Annotated in this window: 21 protein-coding genes; 9 read left to right on the top strand and 12 right to left on the bottom strand. The window is 74.2% G+C overall.

Annotated elements, in window-relative coordinates:
• Window positions 1-21 precede the first annotated feature (21 nt).
• From AB0G01_RS16450 to AB0G01_RS16440, 3 genes are all read right to left on the bottom strand, one after another.
• Window positions 22-768, bottom strand: a complete 747-nt coding sequence (locus AB0G01_RS16450) for an IclR family transcriptional regulator (RefSeq protein ID WP_360945790.1) — start codon at window positions 766-768, stop codon at window positions 22-24.
• Window positions 769-997: 229 nt separating this feature from the next.
• On the bottom strand, window positions 998-1,828 hold the full coding sequence (locus AB0G01_RS16445; protein WP_360945787.1) for a siderophore-interacting protein: 831 nt from the start codon (window positions 1,826-1,828) through the stop codon (window positions 998-1,000).
• 27 nt (window positions 1,829-1,855) lie between these two features.
• Window positions 1,856-4,120 carry an excinuclease ABC subunit UvrA gene (locus AB0G01_RS16440; RefSeq protein WP_360945784.1) on the bottom strand — a complete coding sequence of 755 codons (2,265 nt, stop codon included), beginning with the start codon at window positions 4,118-4,120 and terminating at the stop codon, window positions 1,856-1,858.
• Between the two features lie 70 nt (window positions 4,121-4,190).
• On the opposite strand from AB0G01_RS16440, the gene AB0G01_RS16435 reads away from it, so the two are divergent.
• Window positions 4,191-4,979: a TetR/AcrR family transcriptional regulator C-terminal domain-containing protein gene (locus AB0G01_RS16435; protein WP_360945781.1), complete on the top strand. Its 789-nt coding sequence runs from the start codon at window positions 4,191-4,193 to the stop codon at window positions 4,977-4,979.
• A gap of 130 nt (window positions 4,980-5,109) precedes the next feature.
• The gene (locus AB0G01_RS16430; protein WP_360945778.1) at window positions 5,110-5,895 is read left to right on the top strand and encodes a putative protein N(5)-glutamine methyltransferase; all 786 of its coding nucleotides are present in this window, start codon (window positions 5,110-5,112) and stop codon (window positions 5,893-5,895) included.
• Here the strand turns inward: AB0G01_RS16430 and AB0G01_RS16425 are convergent.
• Together AB0G01_RS16425 and AB0G01_RS16420 are read right to left on the bottom strand one after the other, a co-directional pair.
• Window positions 5,870-6,796: a GNAT family N-acetyltransferase gene (locus AB0G01_RS16425; protein WP_360945776.1), complete on the bottom strand. Its 927-nt coding sequence runs from the start codon at window positions 6,794-6,796 to the stop codon at window positions 5,870-5,872. The two genes, AB0G01_RS16430 and AB0G01_RS16425, sit on opposite strands and share 26 nt — an antisense overlap.
• The gene (locus AB0G01_RS16420) at window positions 6,793-7,947 is read right to left on the bottom strand and encodes a winged helix DNA-binding domain-containing protein (RefSeq protein ID WP_360945773.1); all 1,155 of its coding nucleotides are present in this window, start codon (window positions 7,945-7,947) and stop codon (window positions 6,793-6,795) included. Before AB0G01_RS16420 ends, AB0G01_RS16425 begins: the two co-directional genes overlap by 4 nt.
• Before the next feature lie 62 nt (window positions 7,948-8,009).
• On the opposite strand from AB0G01_RS16420, the gene AB0G01_RS16415 reads away from it, so the two are divergent.
• From AB0G01_RS16415 to AB0G01_RS16405, 3 genes are all read left to right on the top strand, one after another.
• Window positions 8,010-8,591, top strand: coding sequence for a PadR family transcriptional regulator (locus AB0G01_RS16415; RefSeq protein WP_360945770.1), 582 nt, complete (start codon window positions 8,010-8,012; stop codon window positions 8,589-8,591).
• 79 nt (window positions 8,592-8,670) lie between these two features.
• Complete coding sequence (locus tag AB0G01_RS16410) at window positions 8,671-11,367, top strand: DEAD/DEAH box helicase (RefSeq protein ID WP_360946490.1); 2,697 nt, start codon at window positions 8,671-8,673, stop codon at window positions 11,365-11,367.
• A complete protein-coding gene (locus AB0G01_RS16405; protein WP_360945767.1) occupies window positions 11,364-12,461 on the top strand; it encodes an SWIM zinc finger family protein in 1,098 nt (365 codons plus the stop codon). The genes AB0G01_RS16410 and AB0G01_RS16405 overlap by 4 nt, the downstream gene beginning before the upstream one ends.
• Window positions 12,462-12,513: 52 nt before the next feature.
• Here AB0G01_RS16405 and AB0G01_RS16400 read toward each other — a convergent pair whose 3' ends face one another.
• A complete protein-coding gene (locus AB0G01_RS16400; RefSeq protein ID WP_360945764.1) occupies window positions 12,514-12,726 on the bottom strand; it encodes a DUF5703 family protein in 213 nt (70 codons plus the stop codon).
• A complete protein-coding gene (locus tag AB0G01_RS16395; RefSeq protein WP_360945761.1) occupies window positions 12,723-13,715 on the bottom strand; it encodes a hypothetical protein in 993 nt (330 codons plus the stop codon). Before AB0G01_RS16395 ends, AB0G01_RS16400 begins: the two co-directional genes overlap by 4 nt.
• A 156-nt stretch (window positions 13,716-13,871) precedes the next feature.
• Between AB0G01_RS16395 and AB0G01_RS16390 the strand changes: the two genes are divergently transcribed.
• Window positions 13,872-14,030 carry a hypothetical protein gene (locus tag AB0G01_RS16390; protein WP_360945758.1) on the top strand — a complete coding sequence of 53 codons (159 nt, stop codon included), beginning with the start codon at window positions 13,872-13,874 and terminating at the stop codon, window positions 14,028-14,030.
• Here the strand turns inward: AB0G01_RS16390 and AB0G01_RS16385 are convergent.
• Window positions 14,014-14,706, bottom strand: coding sequence for a carbonic anhydrase (locus AB0G01_RS16385; protein WP_360945755.1), 693 nt, complete (start codon window positions 14,704-14,706; stop codon window positions 14,014-14,016). The two genes, AB0G01_RS16390 and AB0G01_RS16385, sit on opposite strands and share 17 nt — an antisense overlap.
• 110 nt (window positions 14,707-14,816) lie before the next feature.
• A complete protein-coding gene (locus AB0G01_RS16380; RefSeq protein ID WP_360945752.1) occupies window positions 14,817-15,782 on the bottom strand; it encodes an aldo/keto reductase in 966 nt (321 codons plus the stop codon).
• 373 nt (window positions 15,783-16,155) lie between these two features.
• Here AB0G01_RS16380 and AB0G01_RS16375 point away from each other — a divergent pair, with 373 nt between their 5' ends.
• The 3 genes from AB0G01_RS16375 to AB0G01_RS16365 are packed head-to-tail and all read left to right on the top strand — an operon-like array spanning window position 16,156 to window position 18,731.
• Entirely contained in the window at window positions 16,156-17,205 is a 1,050-nt protein-coding gene (locus AB0G01_RS16375; RefSeq protein WP_360945749.1) for an LLM class F420-dependent oxidoreductase, read from the top strand.
• Window positions 17,202-18,026: an undecaprenyl-diphosphate phosphatase gene (locus AB0G01_RS16370; protein WP_360945746.1), complete on the top strand. Its 825-nt coding sequence runs from the start codon at window positions 17,202-17,204 to the stop codon at window positions 18,024-18,026. Before AB0G01_RS16375 ends, AB0G01_RS16370 begins: the two co-directional genes overlap by 4 nt.
• A gap of 9 nt (window positions 18,027-18,035) precedes the next feature.
• Window positions 18,036-18,731, top strand: a complete 696-nt coding sequence (locus tag AB0G01_RS16365; RefSeq protein ID WP_360945743.1) for a histidine phosphatase family protein — start codon at window positions 18,036-18,038, stop codon at window positions 18,729-18,731.
• Window positions 18,732-19,154: 423 nt separating this feature from the next.
• On the opposite strand, the gene AB0G01_RS16360 is transcribed toward AB0G01_RS16365, so the two are convergent.
• The 3 genes from AB0G01_RS16360 to AB0G01_RS16350 all read right to left on the bottom strand — a co-directional run bounded on the left by AB0G01_RS16360 (window position 19,155) and on the right by AB0G01_RS16350 (window position 22,133).
• On the bottom strand, window positions 19,155-20,318 hold the full coding sequence (locus tag AB0G01_RS16360) for a site-specific integrase (RefSeq protein WP_360945740.1): 1,164 nt from the start codon (window positions 20,316-20,318) through the stop codon (window positions 19,155-19,157).
• A 121-nt stretch (window positions 20,319-20,439) separates the two neighbouring features.
• Window positions 20,440-21,162, bottom strand: a complete 723-nt coding sequence (locus tag AB0G01_RS16355) for an MBL fold metallo-hydrolase (protein ID WP_360945737.1) — start codon at window positions 21,160-21,162, stop codon at window positions 20,440-20,442.
• A complete protein-coding gene (locus AB0G01_RS16350; RefSeq protein ID WP_360945734.1) occupies window positions 21,159-22,133 on the bottom strand; it encodes a hypothetical protein in 975 nt (324 codons plus the stop codon). Before AB0G01_RS16350 ends, AB0G01_RS16355 begins: the two co-directional genes overlap by 4 nt.
• Between the last annotated feature and the right edge of the window lie 43 nt (window positions 22,134-22,176).

Here is a 22,176-nt window from a genome sequence, read left to right as displayed (position 1 = left end):
GCACCCCCGGCGGACCGGCCGTCAGCACAGGGAGCGGGAGATGCCACCGGCCGCGACGCGGAGCGGGGCGAGGTGCCGGACCGGGTCCGCGCGGGTGGCCGTCACCAGGCCGACCGACGCGACCACCGCGCCTCCGGCGTCGACCACGGGCACCGCCACCGAGCAGGTGCCCAGCGTCATCTCCTGCGCGGTCCGGGCGTAACCGCGCCGCCGCACCTCGGCCAGCTCGCGGGCCAGCCGGCCGGGCTCGGTGATCGTGTACGCCGTCACCTTCGCCGCGCCCGCCACCACGTCGGCGACGACCTCCGGCGGCGCGTGCGCCAGCAGCACCTTGCCGACCCCGGTCGCGTGCAGCGGCAACCGGCTGCCCGCGCGGCTGACCAGCGGCACGGACGACCGCCCGTGCAGGCGTTCCAGGTACAGGGCGGCACCGCCGTCGCGCACCGCCAGGTGCACGTTCTCCCGCGTCGCCTCGTAGACGTCCTGGAGGAACGGCTGGGCCACGTCCCGCAGGTCGCCCTGCACGCGCGCGAGCAGCCCGAGCCGCCACAGCCTGCGGCCCACCGCGTACCGGCGGTCGGGGAGGCGTTCCAGCACGCCCTGGGCCACGAGGTCCTCGGCGAGCCGGCGCGTGGTGGACAGCGGCAGGCCGCTGCGCCGGGCCAGGTCGGTGAGCGGGAGGCCGTCGCGGGAGCCGTCGAACGCGGTCAGCACGTCCAGCGCCTTCGCCATCACCCCGCGCCCCGGCTGCGTCGAACGTCCGGCCATGAGCGCCTCCCGCCCGAAAACCTACCTCACGAGCGGTACGTCCGCCTTGGCCGCCGGCCCGCTGATCATATGGGGAATAGTGATCTTTATTACTTCAGTGTGGAATAAAAGAATTCATTCCGCCTGGTGATCGACCCGCACGACGCCCGGTCCAACTCACCAGGATCGCCAAGACGCGTCACGGCGGGGCGACCGCGTCCCACAGCCCGGACGCGGTCGCCCGGTCCGCTCAGTCGGTCGCGACGCGTTCCTGGGCTTCGGCCAGGTCGTCGTCGGTGGGTGCGTCGTCCTGGGCGAGGGCGAGTCGCCAGTAGCCGGTGAAGTCGATCCGGCGCTTGTCGACCCCCCGGTCGTCGATCAGGTGGCGGCGCAGGGCGCGGACCACACCCGCTTCGCCGGCGAGCCAGGCGAAGGCGACGCCCTCGGGGAGGGTGGCGGCGCGCACGGCGTCGAGCAGGGCCGTGCCGCGACCGGCGGGGACGCCGGCGCGGTGCACCCAGTGCGCGTCGAGGTCGGCGGCGGTGTCGAGGTGCTGCTCGTCGGCGGGACCGTGGACCTCGACGTAGGTGGTGACGGGGAGGCCGGCGGGGAGTGCGGCGAGGTGGGTCGCGATGGCGGGGATCGCGGTCTCGTCGCCCGCGAGGAGCAGCCAGTCGGACCTGCCGAGGCGTTTGCGGTAGACCGCCGACGGTCCGTAGCGGCCCAGGGTGTCGCCGGGTTTCGCGGTCTCGGCCCAGCGGGTGGCGGGTCCGGCGTCGGGGTGCAGCACGAAGTCGACGTCGATCTCCCGGGTGTCGGGGTGGTGGGCGCGGACGGTGTAGCTGCGCAGCCAGGGCCGTTCGGCCTCGGGCAGCGCGCGGTAGGCCTGGTACCAGCCCATGCCGTACTTGTCGTTCCGGGTGTCGGGCAGGTCGGGGACCTGGTGGCCGGGCCGGGGGAAGAGCAGCTTGAGCTGCTGGTCCGGCCAGGTGGTGAAGTCGTCGAGGCCGTCACCGGTGAACCGCACGCGCAGGGCGTGCGGCGTGACCGGGTGGACGGCGGTGACGTGCAGGAGCGGCACGGGTTCGGGTGTTCCTCACGGGTCCGGTCAGGGGCGGGTGACGTAGGCGCGCAGGTGTCGGGCGGTGAGGGTATCGGCGTCGGCGACGAGGTCGGCGGGCGAGCCGGTGAACACGACGCGTCCGCCGTCGTGGCCCGCGCCGGGGCCCAGGTCGATGATCCAGTCGGCGTGGGCCATGACGGCCTGGTGGTGCTCGATGACGATGACGGTGTTGCCGTCGTCGACGAGGCGGTCGAGCAGGGCGAGGAGCTTGTCCACGTCGGCCAGGTGCAGGCCGGTGGTGGGTTCGTCGAGGACGTAGGTCGACGCCTTCTCGCCCATGTGGATGGCGAGCTTGAGGCGCTGCCGCTCGCCGCCGGAGAGGGTGTTGAGGGGCTGGCCGAGGGACAGGTAGCCGAGGCCGACGTCGACGAGCCGGTCCAGGACGGTCCTGGCCTGCTTCTCGGTGAAGAAGTCGCGGGCTTCGGCGACGGGCATGGCGAGGACCTCGCTGATGTCCTTGCCGCGCAGCTTGTGGCCGAGGACCTCGGCGGTGAACCGCTTGCCGCCGCACTCCTCGCAGGTGGTGGCGACGCCGGCCATCATGGCGAGGTCGGTGTAGATGACGCCGAGGCCCTTGCAGGCGGGGCACGCGCCTTCGGAGTTGGCGCTGAACAGGGCGGGCTTGACGCGGTTGGCCTTGGCGAAGGCGGCGCGGACGGCGTCGAGCAGGCCGGTGTAGGTGGCGGGGTTGCTGCGCCGGGAGCCCCGGATGGCGGACTGGTCGACGGTGACGACGTCGTCGCGGGTGGCCACGGAGCCGTGGATGAGGGAGCTCTTGCCGGAGCCGGCGACGCCGGTGACGACGGTGAGCACGCCGAGCGGGATGTCGACGGAGACGTTGTGCAGGTTGTGCAGGGTGGCGTCGGTGATGGTGAGCTGCCCGGTGGGGGTGCGGGTCTCGGGGCGCAGGCGGGCGCGGTGGTCGAGGTGGCGGCCGGTGGGGGTGTCGGCGGCGCGGAGGGCGGCGACGTCGCCGGTGAAGCAGATCTCGCCGCCGTGCCGGCCCGCGCCGGGGCCGAGGTCGACGACGTGGTCGGCGATCTCGATGGTCTCGGGCTTGTGCTCGACGACCAGGACGGTGTTGCCCTTGTCGCGCAGGCGCAGGAGGAGGTCGTTCATCCGCTGGATGTCGTGGGGGTGCAGGCCGACGGTGGGTTCGTCGAAGACGTAGGTGACGTCGGTGAGGGCGGAGCCGAGGTGGCGGACCATCTTGACGCGCTGGGCCTCGCCGCCGGAGAGGGTGGCGGACTGGCGGTCGAGGCTGAGGTAGCCCAGGCCGATCTCGACCAGGGAGTCGAGGGTGTCGCGCAGGCCGGCGATCATGGGTGCGACGGACTCGTCCTCGATCTTGGCGACCCAGTCGGCGAGGTCGCTGATCTGCATGGCGGAGCAGTCGGCGATGTTGGCGTCGCCGATGCGGGAGGACAGGGCGGCCTGGTTGAGGCGCGCGCCGCCGCAGGAGGGGCAGGCGGTGAAGGTGACGGCGCGGTCGACGAAGGCGCGGATGTGGGCCTGGAGGGATTCGCGGTCCTTGCCGAGGTAGAGGCGCTGGACCTTGACCACGAGACCTTCGTAGCTGAGGTTGTTCTTGCCGACCTTGACCTTGGTGTTCTCCCGGTGCAGGAAGTCGGCCCACTGCTGGTCGGTGTAGTCGCGCAGCTTGGCGTCGGGGTCGACGAACCCGGAGGCGGCGTAGACCTGGACGTACCAGTTGTCGGGGGTGAACCCGGGGACCTTGATCGCGCCCTCGTTGAGGGACTTGTCCCGGTCGACGAGTTCGTCGAGGTCGATGGTGGAGACGCGGCCGAGCCCCTCGCACTCGGCGCACATGCCCTCGGGGAGGTTGAAGCTGAACGCGCCGGAGGTGCCGACGTGGGGTGTGCCGAGGCGGCTGAACAGGATGCGCAGCATGGTGTGGGCGTCGGTGGCGGTGCCGACGGTGCTGCGGGAGTTGGCTCCCATGCGTTCCTGGTCGACGACGATGGCGGCGCTGAGGTTGCGCAGGCCGTCGACGTCGGGCCGGCCGATGCTGGGCATGAAGGACTGGAGGAACGCGGTGTAGGTCTCGTTGATCAGGCGCTGCGACTCGGCGGCGATGGTGCCGAACACGAGCGAGGACTTGCCGGAGCCGGACACGCCGGTGAAGACGGTGAGGCGGCGCTTGGGGATGTCGACGCTGATGTCCTTGAGGTTGTTCGCGCGAGCGCCCCGGACCTGGATCATGTCGTGGCTGTCGGCGGCGGTGCCCATGTCGTACTTCCCCCTGGTTTGTTTATGCCGTAAAGTCGGATAGATTAGTTTATGGCGTAAGGAGTGGCAAGTGGTGGTCTTCGCCGGACAGGGGGACGCGCGCCGGTCGATGTCGCTGCTGTGGCGCTCGGCCGGGGGCGGGGCGGCCCGGCCGGGGCCGAAGCCGGGGTTGACCGTCGACGCCATCGTGCGCGCCGCGGTGGCGGTCGCCGACGAGCACGGCATGGCGGCGCTGTCGATGCGCGCGGTGGGGGAGCGGCTGGGGCGCACGGCGATGGCGCTCTACACCTACGTGCCGAACAAGGCCGAGCTGGTCGACCTGATGTACGACGACGTGCTGGGGGAGCTGCCCGGCGGGTACCCGTCGGACGCGGGGTGGCGGCCGGCGCTGGCGTCGTGGGCGGCCGACGTGCGCGCGTTCTACCTGCGCCACCCGTGGGTGTTGCAGGTGTCGCAGGCGCGGCCGGTGCTCGGGCCCCACGAGTTCGCGATGCTGGAGACGCTGGTGCGGATCCTGCGCGGGACCGGGCTGGACGCGGCCGAGCTGCGCGGGGTGGTCGGCGCGGTCACCCAGTTCGTGCGCGGCGCGGCCGGGGCGGTCGCGGACGTCCGGCGGGCCGCGCGGGAGACCGGGGTGTCCGACGAAGAGTGGTGGTTCACCCGGTCGCCGCTGCTGGAGGAGTTCGCCGGGGGGCTGGACGAGCGGTACCCGATGGCCGCGTGGATCGGTGAGGCCGACCCGCCCGCCGCCGACGACCGCACGCCCTACCTGGAGCGCGACGCCGAGCGGACGTTCGCGGTGGGCCTGCGGGTGCTGCTCGACGGCATCGCGGCGAGCGTCGCGCGGTCGGTGGGATAGGGTTCCCGGGCCTGTCGGGTCCGGGTGCGGGGAGGTGGGACCGATTTTCGTGGTGGTGGTCGGGTCGTCCCCCTCGGTGCCGGAATCGCGCTGAGCGCCGGACGCCCGTGGACGTTCGGAAGGCGTTCCCTTGTCGGTTGACGATTTTCCCCTGGTGGTCGCGCGGCTGAGGGCCGCCGGTTGTGTGTTCGCCGAGGACGAGGCCCGGTTGCTGCTGGCCGCCGCCGGTGCGCCCGGCGCGGTGGCGGAGCTGGTGCGGCGGCGGGTGGCGGGTCTGCCCCTGGAGCAGGTGCTCGGGTGGGCGGAGTTCCGCGGGCTGCGGGTCGCGGTCGAGCCGGGCGTGTTCGTGCCGCGCCGGCGGACCGGGTTCCTGGTGGCGTGCGCGGCGGCGGTCGCGCGGCCGGGCGCGGTGGTGGTGGACCTGTGCTGCGGGTCGGGCGCGGTCGGCGCGGCGCTGGTCGCCGAGGCGGCGGTGGAGCTGTACGCGGCGGACCTGGACCCGGTGGCGGTGCGGTGCGCGCGGCGCAACGTGGACCCGGCCCGGGTGTTCGAGGGCGACCTGTTCGCGGCGCTGCCGGACCGGTTGCGCGGCCGAGTGGACGTGGTGGTGGCCAACGCGCCCTACGTGCCGACCTCGGTGATCGGCACCATGCCGCCCGAGGCGCGCGACCACGAGCCGCTGGTGGCGCTGGACGGCGGCCACGACGGGCTGGCCGTGCAGCGGCGGGTGGTCGCGGACGCCCCGGGGTGGCTCGCGCCCGGCGGTGCGCTGCTGGTGGAGACCGGCGAGCGGCTGGCCGCCGGCACCCTGGCGGCGTTCCGGGCGGCCGGGTTCGACGCGGAGGTGCGGCGGTCGGCCGAGGTCGACGCGACGGTGGTGGTGGGGCGGGCTACGCCCCGGTCACCCCGTCGCTGAGCTCGCGCACCACGTCGAGCTGGCCGACGTGCCGGGCGTACTCCTGGAGCAGGTGGAACAGGATCCACGCGAGCGTGGGCGGCGGGAGGGTGGGGACGTCCTCCCAGAACTCCGCCACGTCGGCGAGGTCGTGGGAGGCCGCGATCCGGCGGGAGCGGGAGCACTGCTCCAGGTAGAACGCCCGGATGTCCTCGGCGGTGTCGTCTTCTTCCAGCACCCACTCGGCGTCGCGCACCTCGGGGTTGCCGCGCGGGTTCACCACCTCCTCGCCGGCGAAGCGCAGCCGCAGCCAGCGCAGTTCGACGTAGGCCAGGTGCTTGACCAGCACGAGCGGGGTCCAGCCGGAGGGCACCCGGCTGGTCCGCAGGTCCTCCTCGGACATGCCGTCGAGCTTGCGCAGCACCGTGTCGCGGTAGAAGTCCAGGTAGTCGAGCACCAGGCGGGCGGGGTCGGCGAGGTCGGTGGGCGGCTCGGCCGGCACCCGGATCTCGGCGGTCACCCGGTCGCCGGTCGCGGTGATCACCGCGCCGACCCGCCGGAGCACGGCCAGGGCGGCGGTGTTGGCGGTGGTGGTCTCGGCGCGGACGGTGGTGATCCCCCGGCCCGGTGCCTCCTGGACGACCTGGCACAGCGCGGTCAGGCCGACGCCCCGGCCGCGTGCCGACCGGGCCACCCACAGGCCGGTCTCGCCGTCGTCGGTGAGCCGGATCATGCCCACGGTGCGGTCGCCGTCGGTGATCTCGTAGGCGTGCCGCAGGAAGCCCCGGTAGAAGGCGCGGAACTCGTCGGCGCGGTCCGGTCGCCAGCCGGGCGGCATCACGTCGGCCGGGTCGGTGTCGGTCGCGGCGACGGCGAGCAGGCGTTCCAGCCCGGCGTCGTCGAGCGGGCGCACGGTGATCATCGGATGAGCTCCTTCTCCAGCGGGGCGGGGAACCGCGACACCACGCGGGTCCCGGCCATCCACCCGGTCAGCCGGGCGGCTTCGCGGTCGAGCGCGGCGGTCGTCTCGCGACCGACGTCGACCAGGGGTTTCCAGACGACCTCGCCGTCCGCGCGCTGCGCCCACCCGCCGACGACGACCCCGTCCGCCCACGCGGTGGGGCCGACGTTGCCGGAGTAGTCGAACAGCGCGGGCCGCAGCTCCGGGGCGAGGTACCAGTCGCGGGCCTGCCAGCCCATCGCGGTCGGGTCCAGGGCGGGCAGCAGCGCCACCCACGGCGCGGGCTCCGGCACGTCGACGTCGCCGGGCAGCACGTACCCGGTGCCCCCGGCCAGGGCCACCTGCTGCGCGCCGACCTCGGCGAGCGCCCTGCGGACCGGGCCGAGCGCCCACCCGGTCCACCACTTCAGGTCGGCCTCGGTGCCGGGGCCGTAGGCGGCGAGCCACCGCCGCACCAGCTCGGCCCGCGCCGCCGCCTCGTCCAGCACGGGCCACGGGGTGGCCGGAGCCCACCGGAACTGGCTGCTGAGCCACGTGCCGCGCGGGCGACCTCGGCGCATCAGGCCCTCGGCGGCCAGCACCCGCAGGACGCGGCCGGACACGTTCTGCCGCGTCTCGTAGGGCTTGCCGGGGGAGACCACCACCTGCTCCAGCAGCGCCGGGACGTCCTGCCCGAGCTCGACGGCGGTGGCCTCGCCCCGGGCGGCCAGCGCGGCGAGCGCGGCCCGCTCGACCTCGGCGAGCCGCGCCGCGTCCCAGCCCACGCCCTCGGCGAGGTACTTCAGCAGCCCGGCGCGCTCCCGGGCGGCGACCTGCCGCGCGGCGGCGGCGGTGACGACCGGTGCGGACGCGGCGGTCACGACGAACATCGTGCGCCGCATGCACAGCAGCCGCACCAGGCTGCGGTCCCGGTAGAGCGCGTCGTCCACGGCCTGGACGGACGGCTCGGCCAGGCGGGCGCGGGCGGACAGGAACACCGAGGCGGGGTCGGAGGCGTGCAAGCCGACCACCGCGTCGGCGACCTCCTCCACGGTCGCGGCGGGGGCGGCGAGAAGATGTCGTGCGCCCAGCCGGGCGCGCCGCTGGTCGTCGGAGAGCACGGCGAGGGTCACCCGGTCATCCTCGCCCGGCCTACCCTGATCGCGGAAACGGAATACGGCAGGACAGGAACCCCATGTCGGCGACGAGGCTGCTGGTCCTCGGGGTGGTGCGCGGGTACGGCCGCGCGCACGGCTACCTGATCGGCAACGACCTGATGTCGTGGCGGGCGGGGGAGTGGGCCAACGTCAAGTGGGGCTCGCTCTACCACGCGCTCAAGCAGCTCACCAAGGACGGCTGCCTGACCGACGAGACGGTGCCGCCGGCGCGCACCGACTACACCCTCACCGCCAAGGGCGAGCAGGAGTTCCAGCGGCTGCTGCGCGACGCGCTGCGCCGCCCGGAGACCCGCCCGGACACCCTCGCCGCCGGTCTGGCGCTGCTGCCGTCGCTGACCCGCGAGGACGCCGTGGCGCTGCTGCGCGAGCGGCTGGCCGCGCTGGAGGTCCGGCGCGCCGAGGCGCGCGAGGAGGCGGCGGGGTGGGCCGAGCCGCCGCACGTGCGGGAGCTGTTCGGGCTGTGGGAGCACACCGCGGACAGCGGCGTGACCTGGACCCGGGGGCTGGTGGAGCGCCTGGAGGGGGGCGCGTACCCGATGGCGGGCGAGCGGAACTCGCCCGGCCTGCCCGGCACCTGGGCTATACTCAAACTTGAGTAGCTGAGGGGGAGTGCTGAACACAGGTTTCGAGCGGTGCGCGGTCGTCTTCGAACCCGCCGACCCGCCACGCACCTCGACCATGGCCTTCTACGGTGACGACCTGCCCGAACCCGGTCCCGGGCAGGTCCTGGGCGAGCTCCGGACCGCCGCGCCCGACGGCACCGGGCACCGGGTCGCGGCCCTGCGCCTGCCGGTCGGCGAGGCCGTGCCGCTGCTGTCGCGGGCGCGCCGCGACCCGCGCGCCCACCCCGCCGCCGCGTTCTGGGGCGCGGCGGTCGTCCTGGCCCTGCACCTGGTCGCGCGCGGCCGGGTGCGGCCCGCCGTCACCGAAGGCGACTTCGACGCGTGGCGGCTGGGCCCGTTCGACCCGGACGACACCCGCCGCGTGCGCGACCTCGCCGCCGCCATGCCCGCGCCCGCCCGCGCCGTGCCGCTGCCCGGCCGCGACCCGCTCGAACTCGCCGAGGCCGAACCGCTGCTGCGCGCCTTCCTCGACGCCGTCGCCGACACCCTGCCGCGCGGCGCGGCGGCCGTGCGCGCCGCCGGCGGGCCCGCGTTCGCCGCCACCGCCCCGCAGCAGGTGCCGCACCTGCGCGAGTGGGCCGACCAGGGCGTCCGCGTCTCGCTGCGGCTGGAGGGCCTGGAGTCCTTCCGCGCCGTCGTCCAGGTGCACAGCCTCGCCGACCCGACCAGCGTGCTCGACGCCGCGCGGCTGTGGGCCGGGTCGGACCGCCGCGCGCGGTCCGACGCCATGGTCGGCATCCGCCGCGCCGCCCGCGCCTGGCCGCCGCTGGAACGCCTGCTCGACCTGCCGGTGCCCGACGAGGTGCCGCTGCTGGACTCCGACGTGGACCACCTGCTGCGCGACGGCGCGGTCCGGCTGGCCGCCGTCGGCGTCGACGTGCACTGGCCCAAGGACCTGGTGCGCGACCTGTCCGCGAGGGTGGTGCTCGGCGGCGACACCGGCGACCGGCCCTCGTTCTTCGGACCCGACCGGCTGACCAGCGTGAACTGGCAGCTCGCGCTCGGCGACGACCCGCTGACCCCCGAGGAGCTCGACCAGCTCGCCGAAGCGCACCGGCCCGTCGTGCGGCTGCGCGACCGGTGGACCCTGGTCGACCCCGAGCTGGCCCGCAAGGCCCGGGAGCGCGACCTCAAGCCGGTGGCCGCCATCGACGCGCTCGGCGCGGCCCTCACCGGCGTCACCGAGATCGACGGCGAACAGGTCCCGGTCGCCGCGACCGGGTGGCTCGACGACCTGCGCGCCAAGCTGTCCCTGCTCGACACCGAACCCGTCGAGCAGCCCGCCGCGCTGCGGGCCACCCTGCGCGACTACCAGGTGCGCGGCCTGCGCTGGCTGGACCGGATGACCTCGCTCGGCCTGGGCGGCTGCCTGGCCGACGACATGGGCCTGGGCAAGACCATCACGCTCATCGCCCTGCACCTGCTGCGCCACACCGCCCCGCCGGCGGGCGAGCCCGCAGCGGGTGATCCTCCGGCGGGCGATCCCACTGCGTGCGATCCTCTGGGGGCCGGCCCGACCCTCGTGGTGTGCCCGGCGTCGCTGCTGGGCAACTGGCAGCGCGAGATCGAGCGCTTCGCGCCCGGCACGCCCGTGCGCCGCTACCACGGCGCGGGCCGCGAAGTCGCCCACGAGGGGTTCGTGCTCACCACCTACGGCACCATGCGGGTGAGCACCGACCGGCTCGCCGAGGTGGAGTGGGGCCTGGTCGTCGCCGACGAGGCCCAGCACGTCAAGAATCCCGCCTCCGACACCGCGAAGGCGCTGCGCCGCATCCCGGCGCGGGCCCGCGTCGCCCTCACCGGCACACCGGTGGAGAACACCCTCACCGAGCTGTGGGCGGTGCTCGACTGGACCACCCCCGGCCTGCTCGGCACCCTGTCGAGCTTCAAGGCCCGGTGGGCCAAACCGATCGAAGCCGACCACGACCAGGCCGCCGCCGCCCGGTTCGCCGCGCTGATCAGGCCGTTCCTGCTGCGCCGGCGCAAGTCCGACCCCGGCATCGCACCCGAGCTGCCGCCCAAGACCGAGACCGACCAGCCGGTCTCGCTCACCCGCGAGCAGGCCGCGCTGTACGAGGCCGTGGTGCGCGAGCTGATGGCGGAGGTCGCCGAAGCCGACGGCATGGCCCGGCGCGGCAAGGTCGTCAAGCTCCTCACCGCCCTCAAGCAGGTGTGCAACCACCCCGCCCAGTACCTCAAGGAGAGCGAGCCGACCCTCGCCGGGCGCTCCGGCAAGCTCGAACTGCTCGACGAACTCGTCGACACGATCCTCGCCGAGGGCGGCGCGGTGCTGGTGTTCACCCAGTACGTGGCGATGGCCCGGCTCATCGCGAAGCACCTCACCGCGCGCGGGGTGCCCAGCCGGCTCCTGCACGGCGGCACGCCCGTGCCCGCCCGCGAGGAGATGGTGCGCCGCTTCCAGGCGGGGGAGGACCCGGTCTTCCTGCTCTCGCTCAAGGCCGCCGGCACCGGCCTCAACCTCACCCGGGCCGACCACGTCGTGCACTACGACCGCTGGTGGAACCCGGCCGTGGAGGACCAGGCCACCGACCGCGCCTACCGCATCGGCCAGACCCGGCCGGTCCAGGTGCACCGGCTGATCGCCGAGGGCACGATCGAGGACCGGATCGCGGAGATGCTGCGCGCCAAGCGCGACCTCGCCGACGCCGTCCTCACCCGGGGCGAGGCCGCGTTCACCGAGCTCACCGACGACGAACTGGCCAACCTGGTCGAACTGAGGGGTGGGGCGTGACCGAGCGCGTGAAGGGGTTCCCGGCGTTCGGCAAGGGCGTGCGCCAGGCCCGCTCCTGGTGGGGGCGGGCGTGGGTGCGGGCCGTCGAGGACACCTCGCTGGACCAGGCCCCGCTGCGGCAGGGCCGCAAGTACGCGCACGCCGGGCTGGTCGGCACCATCACGGTCAGCCCCGGCCTGCTCTCGGCCACCGTCTACGACACCGGGGACACCTACCACACCACCGTGCGGCTGACCCCGTTCACCGACGCCGAGTGGCGGCGCTTCCTCGGCCAGGTCGCCGCCAAGGCGGGCCACCTGGCCGCCCTGCTCGACCGGGAGATGCCTCGCGAGCTCGCCGAGACCGCCGCCGACGCGGGCCTGGACCTGCTGCCCGGCATCGGCGACCTCGACCCGGAGTGCACCTGCCCGGGGTGGGAGCTGCCCTGCCGGCACGCCGCCGCGCTGTGCCACCAGGCGGCCTGGCTGCTCGACGCCGACCCGTGGGTGCTGCTCCTGCTGCGCGGCCGGGACCAGGACGAGGTGGTCGCGGGCGCGCGGCCCGCCGCCGGGGTCCGCGCGGTCGACGCCCACGCCGCGCCGCCGGCCGACCTGCCCGAGGACCCGCCGCTGGGCGAGCTGGGCCCGCTGCCGGAGTTCGAGCCCGCGCCGGGGCTCGACGTCGAGGCGCTGTCCCTGCTCGTGGCCGACGCCGCCGCGAAGGCTCGGGAGCTGCTGGCCGTGGGGCACCTGCCGGTGCTCGACGACCGCCGCGACCGCATCCGGATGGCCGCCGGCCACCCCGGTCTCGCGGCCCGGCTGCCGGTCACCGCGCGCGAGGTGGGCGCGTGGCGGCAGGGCGGGCCGACCGGGCTGGACGTGCTGGAGGAGGCGTGGACGCCGGCGAAGGCCGAGGTGAACCGCGCGCACACCGCGTGGCGGGACGGGGCCCTGCCCGAGGCGAAGACCTGGCGCAACCGGTGGACCGTGCGCGACCGGCAACTGCGCTACGGCCGCGACGGCCGCTGGTACCCGTACCGCTCGCGGGCGGACGGGTGGGAGCCCGCCGGCTCCGCCGGACGCGACCCGGCGGTCGCGTTCGCCGAACTCGGCTGAGCACCACCACGCCTGTGGTACCACGGGCGTGGTGAATCCTGACGTCGGGTGACTAGGTGATCACGTCCGGTAGGACGGCGGCTGTCCGCTTGCGGCGCAGCCACACCTTCCGCGAGCCGTCGCCGAACAGCAGCGTCCTGGACAGCTCCCACCCGGAGAACTCGGCGTGGATCGCGAGCTGCGTCGTCGCCGTGCGACGGGAGATGCCGGCCGGCAGCCGCAGCGGCCGGTACTCCCAATCCCCGTCGACCACCCCATCGGTCATATCCCGATCACCTGCATCCCTTGGCCGTCCCCGGACGCGACGAACACGCGCCCGCTGGCTGGATCAACCGCCACCGAATCCGGCTGGCGGACCGTGGCGAACCGGTGCGCTTCCACCGGCTCCCCGCCCGCGACGTCGAACGCCACCACCTGGTTGAGCTCGGTGAGCGTGATCCACACCAGGTCGCGTCGCGGGTCGTAGGCGATGCCGTAGGGCGCTCCCGGGACCGGGTAGCGCTGCCGCATGATCAGCGGGTTCACCGAGAACGCCAGCAGCTCGCCGCCCCGGGTGTCCACCACGAGCACCCGGCCGTACCGGTCGGCCACCATCGACGTCGCCCCGTCGCCCGCGCGCAGCCCCGCCCCCAGGCGCGGGCCGCTGCGGTCCGGGTCGGGATCGGCCGACAGGCGCAGGTCGAACACGGCGCTGCGCGGCCGGTCCAGCACCACCGCCTCGCCGCCCACGCCCACCACCTGGTCCGGGCTGGACACCCCGGTCACCACCCGGTCGTCCACGCCGACCAGCTTCGCGTCCCGGCGGGCCACCACGGTCCTGCCGTCCACCACGGCCACGTCCACCGGACCGCCGTCGACCGCGCGCTCGGCGGTCGTGCCGTCCGCGCGGACGGTGACCACGACCCCGCTGCCGGGCACCGGGACCTCCACGCCGTCACCGCGCGCGGTCAACCGCTCGGCCGGGCCGGGCAGCGGCACCACCGTCGGGCCGGCCAGGGTGTCCAGCGGGTAGAGCAGCACCGAGGGCGGCTCGGCGACGGCCACCGCCACCTGGTTCCCGGCCACCGCGATCGCGGTGGCGCGGCCCAGCGGCAGGACCGTCCCCTCGGGCGTGCCGGGCTGCGCGGGGGAGGCCGCGGGCCGGGCCGGTTCCAGCGAGTTGGCCACCTGGAGCGGGTCGGCGGAGTTCCCCTCGGTGGAGCAGCCGGAGAGCAGCGCGGTTCCGGTGAGCACTACCGCGGCCAGTCGGCGCAACGTCGAACCTCCAGCTAACCCGAACGCGAATCGTCCTCCCAGCATCCATCACCAATCCACCATCGTCACGCAGGGGGGAGGGTGTTGTCGTTGGCCCGGGAGGGTGGTAGTCGGCCGCCACCCGTACCCCCACCGGCCTCCTCGCGACTGTCCCGGGTGGCCGGGGAGGCGGCGCGGAGGACGGTCGAGGAGTCGCGGACCGGGCGGAAACAGCTCGCCGACGAGCTGCGCGTGCCGACCGGCGCGCCCGCCGCCGCGAACGGCATCCGCGTGTTCGCCGCCGCCGGCCGGCACCCGGTCAGCCGAGCCGGGTGACCTCGCCGGTGTCGAGGCGGTAGCTCGCGGCCACCACCAGCAGGCCGTGGTGGCGCACGGCGGTGCGGGTGGTCACCGAGCGCTCCACCACCAGCGCCGCCGTGCGGCGGGCCTGGCTGTCGACGCAGCGCGCCAGGAACTCCCGGTCGTCGCGGTCCGGGGGAGTGGACAGCACGGCGGGTTCGATCGCCCGGACCAGGCAACTGATGTCGCCGGAGACCGCCGCCCGGCCGTGCACCACGTCGATCGCCGCCGACACCGCGCCGCAGCCCGCGTGCCCCAGCACCACCACCAGCGGCACGCCCAGGTGCTCCACGGCGTACTCGACGCTGCCCAGCACGCTGCTGTCGAGCACCTGGCCCGCCGCGCGGATGGTGAACAGCGCGCCGAAGCCCTCGTCGAACACCAGCTCGGGCGGCACCCGGGAGTCCGCGCAGCCCACCACGCACGCGAACGGCCGCTGCCCGCGCACCAGCGACTCCCGCCACCGCAGGGACTCGTGCGGGTGGGTCTGCCCGCCGTCCACGAACCGCCGGTTGCCCGCGACGAGCCGGTGCCACGACTCCTCGCCGTGCCGACCGGCCCCGGCCGAGGCGGGTGCCAGGAGGCCGGCGGCGGCGGTGATGCCGAACATCCGCCGCCGGGAGACCGACGCGGTGTCACTCGAATCGCGCACGTCGGCGAACGTTAGACCCGCCGTCGCCGGGTGACCGCGCGAGGCCACGCACCTCACCCGAACGGCTACCCCCGGTGACAGGAGCCGATCGGGGGCGGGACCGGGGCGGGTCAGCCCAGCGGGCGTTCCGGGTAGCCGAACTCGACCGCGCTCACGTCGTCCAGCGCCGCCCGGATCGCCGGCGGCAGGGTCAGGTCCTCGGCGGCCAGCGAACCCAGGAGCTGGTTGGTGTCCCGCGCGCCCACCACCGGGGCCACCACGCCCGGCCGGTCGCGCACCCACGCCAGCGCCACGCACAGCGGCGAGGTGCCCAGGCCGTCCGCCGCCGTCGCCACGGCCTGCACGATCCGCGCCGCGCGCTCCGTGCGGTGCTGCTCGACGTACCCGGCGAAGTGCGCCGACGCGCCCCGCGAGTCCGACGGGGTGCCGTTGCGGTACTTGCCGGTCAGCACGCCGCGCCCCAGCGGGGCCCACGGCAGCAGGCCGATCCCGTGGTGCTCGGCGGCCGGTGCCACCTCCCGCTCCACGCCGCGCTCCAACAGCGAGTACTCCACCTGCGTGGAGACGATCCTGGTGTGGCCGGGCAGCGCGGCGGCCGTGCCCAACTGCCAGCCCGAGTAGTTCGAGACGCCCGCGTAGCGCACCTTGCCCGAGGCCACGGCGGTGTCCAGCGCGGACAGCGTCTCCTCCAGCGGTACCGCCGGGTCCCACGCGTGGAGCTGCCACAGGTCGACGTGGTCCACGCCCAGCCGGCGCAGCGAACCGTCCAGCGCGCCCAGCAGCGCCCCGCGCGACGCGCCGCCGCCGAACGGGCCGTCGTTGCGCCGGGCCACCGCCTTGGTGGCGATGACCAGCTCCTCGCGCGGCACGACCTCGCCCAGCAGACCGCCCAGGATGCGCTCGCTCTCGCCCGCCACGTACACGTCGGCGGTGTCCACGAGCGTGCCGCCGGCCTCGGTGAACGCCAGCAACTGGGTGGCGGCCTCGTCCGCGTCGGTGTCGCGGCCCCAGGTCATCGTCCCCAGGGCGGTCCGGGACACCCGCAGTCCGCTGCGGCCGAGGTATCGCTGTTCCACACGGGGGAGCCTAAAGGGTGATCGACTCGGCGGCGGCGCGCGGTGGCCCGGGGCCCCGCCGGGTTCACCCGCACGGGTAGGCCCGGAAAACATTTCCGGTATTCCCCGGAAAAGCGACGACGGTCCACCGCTATTCCCGGTGTCGCCCGGGGAGTGGTGGTCCTGCCGCACCCTCGCGGGCGGCGGGCGGGGGCGCGCCGAAATCGCGAGGGGAATTCCGTGGAACAACCCGGCGAACAGAATGGGAGCACCGGGGCCGCAGGAGGTGCGGTCGGTCGCGGTGGCCGCCGGTCGCGGTCGCGGCGGCGAGCACGGCGACCGGCGGCCCGACCGGCCTGGCGCACTCGGTTACCCGCCGGTAGGGTCCGGTCCCGTGCGACTGGGACTGAACCTCGGGTACTGGGGCGCGGGCAACGACGCCGCGAACCTCGAACTGGCCAAGGAAGCCGACCGCCTGGGCTACTCGGTGGTGTGGGCCGCCGAGGCCTACGGCTCCGACGCGCCGACCGTGCTGGCCTGGGTGGCCGCGCAGACCGAGCGCATCGACGTCGGCAGCGCGATCCTCCAGATCCCGGCGCGGACACCGGCGATGGCCGCGATGACCGCCGCCACCCTGGACTCGCTCTCCGGCGGCCGGTTCCGGCTGGGCCTGGGCGTGTCCGGGCCGCAGGTCTCGGAGGGCTGGCACGGCGTCCGCTTCGACAAGCCGCTGGCCCGCACCCGCGAGTACGTCGACATCGTGCGCACCGCGCTGCGCCGGGAACGCCTGCGCTACGACGGCGAGCACTACACGCTGCCGCTGCCCGACGGCCCCGGCAAGGCGCTCACCCTCACCGTGCACCCGGTGCGCGAGCACATCCCGGTCTACCTGGCCTCGGTCGGGCCGAAGAACGTCGAGCTGACCGGGGAGATCGCGGACGGCTGGCTGGGCGTCTTCTTCTCCCCGGAGCACTCCGCGGCCTCCTTGGACGCGCTGCGGCGGGGCCGGCGAAAAGTGGGCAAGACGCTCGACGGGTTCGACGTCGTGCCGACCGTGCCGCTGTTCTTCGGCGAGGACTGGCGGGCCTGCGCGGACCGCGTGCGCCCGTACGCGGCGCTGTACGTGGGCGGCATGGGCAGCCGGGAGAAGAACTTCTACCACGATCTCGCGGTCCGGATGGGCTTCGCCGCCGAGGCCGCCGAGGTGCGGGACAGGTACCTGGCCCGCGACTACGACGGCGCGATGGCCGCCCTCCCGGTCGACTTCCTGGACTCGACGTCGCTGCTCGGCCCCCGGGAGCGGGTCGCCGAGCGGATGCGGGCCTACGCCGAAGCGGGGGTCACCACACTCACCCTTTCGCCCATGCTGCAAGATCTCGATCAGGGGATCGCGGCGCTCCGTACCGCGACCGAAGCTCTGGATCTGGCAGGAGTGGGTAGTTGAGCTGGTTGCAGGCCCTGGTTCTCGGACTGGTCCAAGGACTGACGGAATTCCTGCCTATTTCTTCGTCGGCACACGTCAGGATCGTGTCGACGTTGTTCTTCGGCAATGACGCCGGCGCGTCGTTCACCGCGGTGATCCAGCTCGGTACCGAGCTGGCCGTGTTGATCTACTTCGCCAAGGACATCGGAAACTTCATCGCCGCGTGGTTCAAGGGCCTGTTCAGCAAGGCCGCGCGGCGGTCCGAGGACTACCGGATGGCCTGGTACGTGATCATCGGGTCGATCCCGATCAGCGTGCTGGGCTACATCTTCAAGGACGAGATCCGCAGCTCGCTGCGGAACCTCTGGATCACCGCGACCGTGCTGGTGCTGTTCGGCCTGCTGCTGGGTCTGGCCGACCACTTCGCCAAGCACCTCCGCACCAAGCTGGAGCTCAAGGACTCGATCGGCATGGGCCTCGCGCAGGCGCTGGCCCTGATCCCGGGCGTGTCCCGCTCCGGCGGCACGCTCACCGCGGGCCTGTTCCTCGGCCTGGACCGGGCCGCCGCCGCGCGCTACTCGTTCCTGCTGGCGCTGCCGGCGGTGTTCGGCGCGGGCATCTTCTCCATCCCGGACGTGCTGGACCGCTCCGAGCCGAACGCCGCGTCGGTGCCGCAGATGATCGTGGCGACGATCGTCGCGTTCGGGGTCGGCTACGCCACCATCGCCTGGCTGCTGCGCTACGTCTCCAAGCACAGCTACTCGGCGTTCGTCTGGTACCGGCTGCTGCTGGGCATCATGCTCATGGGCCTGCTGTCGATGGGACTGCTCAACCCCACCTAAGGTGGGGTGGTGGCCACCGTGATCTTGCTCCGACACGCCCGTTCCACCGCCAACGGATCGGGCGTGCTCGCCGGTCGCCAACCCGGTGTCCGGCTCGCCGAGCGCGGCGAGGAGCAGGCGGCGGCGCTCGTCGCCCGCCTGGCCGGGGTGCCGGTCGACGCGGTGGTCACCTCGCCGCTGGAGCGCTGCCGGCAGACCCTGGCCCCGCTGCTCGCCGATCGCGGCCTCCAGGCCGCGATCGAGCCGGAGCTGGCCGAGGTCGAGTACGGCGAGTGGACCGGCCGGGGGCTCCGGGAACTGGTCGAGGAGCCGCTGTGGCAGGTCGTGCAGCAGCACCCGTCCGCCGCGGTGTTCCCCGGCGGTGAGGGCCTGGCCGCCGTGCAGGCCCGCGCGGTGGCCGCGATCCGGGCCCACGACGCCCGGATCGCCGCCGAGTTCGGTCCGCGCGCGGTGTGGGTGGCGTGCAGCCACGGCGACGTGATCAAGGCGGTGCTGGCCGACGCGCTCGGCGTGCACCTGGACGGCTTCCAGCGGATCGTGGTCGACCCGGCGTCGGTGTCGGTGGTCCAGTACACCGAGACCCGGCCGTTCGTGCTGCGGGTCAACGACAACGGCGGCGACCTGTCCGGCGTGGTGCCGGCACCGGCCCACGGCCAGGACCCGCCGTCCTCCGACGCGGTGGTCGGCGGCACCACGGGTGCCTGAGGGGGAACCCAGGGGCTACCACATGATCGTCCCGGGGCGCTCGGCCGGGCCGTGCGGCCTCCGTCGCGCCCGACAGGAACTCACGTGTGGCCCCCGGACAGTGCAGGGTAGTCCGGGGGCCACCGGTCGGGCGGCGGAACGCCATCGGCCGGGGCGGTCGACCAAGTGAACTGATCGTATGGGCGTTAACGCGGGGGTAAATGCTCTCTTTAGACACGAGACGATTTCGCGTTTAGCCCGGTCGCGCAGGTCAGACATCTGCGGATCACTCGCAAATTCAGCAAAACCGCAGCTCAAACCCTGTGGAAACACCACGGAAACAAAACCTGGCAAGAGCTCCAACGGTGTATTCCACTACGCCGTCCGGTTGCGTCCGGACGCAGGGGGCGTGTTTACAGTTAACGACCGCCCGTGCGCTGTGCGTCACAGTCCGAGACGGGTGACAGCGTTGTCCTCCAACGGGTTCGCCGTCCGGATGTAGCGGTGCACGGTCCGCGCGTTGGTCCACCGGCCCTGCCGCATGATCTCCCGGTCGCTCGCCCCGCCCAGCGCGGCCTGGGTCGCGAACCCGGCGCGCAGCGAGTGGCCGCCGAACAGCGCGGGGTCCAGCCCCGCCTTCGACGCGTACCGCTTCACCAGGTCCGAGACCGCCTTGTCCGACATCGACCGGGTGCCCAGCCGGCCGTGCCGGCTCACCGACGGGAACAGCGGCCCGGTCGACCGGCCGGGCCGGTAGGAGTGGCAGCGGTGGGTGTGCGGGGTGTCCGGCTCGTCCTCCAGCAGCGCCCTCGGGTCGGCCGCGGCCAGCACGTCCACCCAGTCCGCGTACGCGCACACCGGGCACGTCGGCCGCCGCGCGCCGCGCGGCAGCACCACCCGCTGGCGGTGCACGCCGGTCTGGTCGGTCTTGGTGACGCCCAGCTCGACCAGCAGCAGCGGTTCGTGGGTGCGCGGGTCGAGGTCGACCACGACGTCCTCCAGGCTCAACGCGGCGAGCTCGCTGCGCCGCAACGCGCCCGCGAACCCCACGAGCAGCAGCAGCGCGTCCCGCCGCCGGGCGGGACCGGTCGGCCAGCCCGGCGCGGGGCGCTCGGCGAGCAGCGCCTCCAGCGTGTCCAGCAGCACCGGGCGCTTGCGGCGGGGCTGCTCCCGGCGGGTCCGCCGGATGCCGCGCAGGGTCAGCCGGACGACGTCCGAGCGGGTGGGGGAGGGCAGGCCGCCGGCGGCGTGCACGGCCGCGATCGCCGCGGCCTTGCGCTCCAACGTGGACGGGCTGAACGCGGGGGAGCCGTCGGGCTTGACGCCCCGCGCCGCCACGGCCAGGTACACCGCGACGTCCACCGGGTCGGCGGGCAGCGCCTGGCGGCCCTCCCGGTCGCACCACGCGGCCCACGCCACCCAGTCGGAGCGGTAGGCGCGCAGCGTGTTGGGGGACTGGGCGGCGTGCAGGTACCCGGCCAGCGCGGCGGCCTGCTCGTCGTCGAAGCGGCGGCGCACCTGCTCCAGCGCGGCCACGTCGACCAGGGCCGGGTGGGTGACGCGGTCCAGCTCGGCACGTACCGGTTCCGGCAGGGTCACGCTGATCATCCTATCAGTATCAGTGGAATAAATTCCTTCAGTGCAAACTGGAATCAATGATCTACTATGGTCACGATCCAGCTCAAGAACTCCTCTACAACGCCACAACGCGGAGACCCCGGCGAGATGGTCAGCCGATGTGGTGGGTTTCGTGGTCGTGCGCGGCGGGTGCGCCCGCGCGCTCGGTGGCCTCGGCTTCGGTGAGGGTGTGGCCGAGGTGGGTGAGCAGGAGGCGGCCGGCCGCGCGGGCGGCGTCGGCGGCGTCCTCGGGGGTGCAGTGCGCGGCGTCGGGCCGGGTGCCGTCGGCCTCGCAGAGGAACAGGTCCGCGTCGGCGGCCAGGGCGTGCAGGGCGGGGCAGGGGCCGGTGTCGCCGGAGTAGGCGAAGGTCGAGCCGCCGTGGGTGGCGCGCAGGCCGAACGCGGGCAGGCCGTGTTCGACGGCGTGGCTGGTGAGGGTCAGGTCGCCGACGTCGGCGCGGTGGCCGTCGTGCAGCTCGTGGACCTCGAAGGCGGCGTGCGCGGGGTTGGGGCCGGTGCCGGCCAGGAAGGTCTCCAGGCGTCCGGCGAGGCCGGGTGGTCCGTAGAGCGGGATCGGCCGGGCGGGGCGCAGGTCGGCGTAGCGCAGGGCGTAGTAGGCGGGCAGCAGGTCGGCGGCGTGGTCGGCGTGGGTGTGCGAGATCCAGATCGCGTCGAGCCGGTCGGGGGTGGTGTGGCGTTGCAGGTTGGCGAGGCTGCCGGGGCCGGCGTCGACCCAGACCTCGGTGGTGGGGGTGCGCAGCAGGTAGCCGGAGCAGGCGTGGTCGGGCCGCGGGTAGGGGGTGGCGGTGCCCAGGACGGTGAGGGTGAAGGTCACGGGGCAGTGTGCCGCAGGACGTGGACGCCCGCCGCGGTCTTGAGGTAGGCCCAGGTGGTGGTGCCGTCGGTGGCGAGGCCGACGTGTGAGGCGGAGGTGCGCGCGAGGGTGTCGGGCAGCGGGACGCGGGTCCAGTCGCGGCCGGTCCAGCGGTGGTAGGAGGGGCGGGTCTCGAAGCTGCGGCGGCCGGCGCGCACGCCCCAGGTCCAGCCGGGGGCGACGCCGTGCAGGCTGAGCCGGTCGTGGTCGTCGGGTGGGGGCACGGCGTGCCAGTGGCGGCCGTCGTGGTGGTGGATGTGCAGGCCGTCGGTGTCGTGGGTGTGCGCGAGCCACAGGTCGTCGGGTGCGGTGGCGGCGAGGCCGGTGACGTGGCCGTGGTCGGGGCGGGGTCCGTGCAGGTCGGTCCAGGTGTCGCCGTCCCAGTGGAGGAGCACGGGGTACTCGTAGGTGGCGGCTCCGGACCCGGTGAGCCCGCCGCCGCCGGCCCACACGTCGTCGGGTGCGGTGGCGGTGATGGTGTGGAGGGTTTCGCGCGCCGAGGTGAGGGTGGTGGTGCGGGTCCACTCGTGGCCGTCCCAGTGCAGGGTGTCGCGGCCCGCGCCGACGACGTGGACGTCGTCGGGGGTGATGGCGGTGACGGCCTTGGCCCAGGGGATGGCGGGGGTGTCGACGGTGTGCCAGCGGGTGCCGTCGTAGTGCAGGACGAGGGGGTGGCCGGCGCTGTTGCCGACGGCCCACACGTCGTCGGGCGCGGTGGCGGAGATGCCGGCGAGGCTGGCGGCGGTGGTGAGGTCGGGGAGGGTTTCCTCGGTCCAGGCGACGCCGGTCCAGCGCAGCACGAGGGGGGTGGAGGGCCGGCTGGTGAACACGCCGGTGGTGCCGGCGAGCCAGGCGTGGTCGGACCCGGTGGTGGCCAGGTCGGCCAGTGCGGTGCTGGGCGGCAGTGCCGGCACCGGCACGGGTCGGAACAAGCTCGTCCCCCCTCGACGTGTCCCCCCGACGCCTCGCAGGCTC

It is taken from the genome of Actinosynnema sp. NPDC023587 (assembly GCF_040640215.1).
Taxonomy (GTDB): domain Bacteria; phylum Actinomycetota; class Actinomycetes; order Mycobacteriales; family Pseudonocardiaceae; genus Actinosynnema.
Note: the sequence above shows the minus strand (reverse complement) of the source record. Positions and strands in the feature narration are given on the sequence as shown.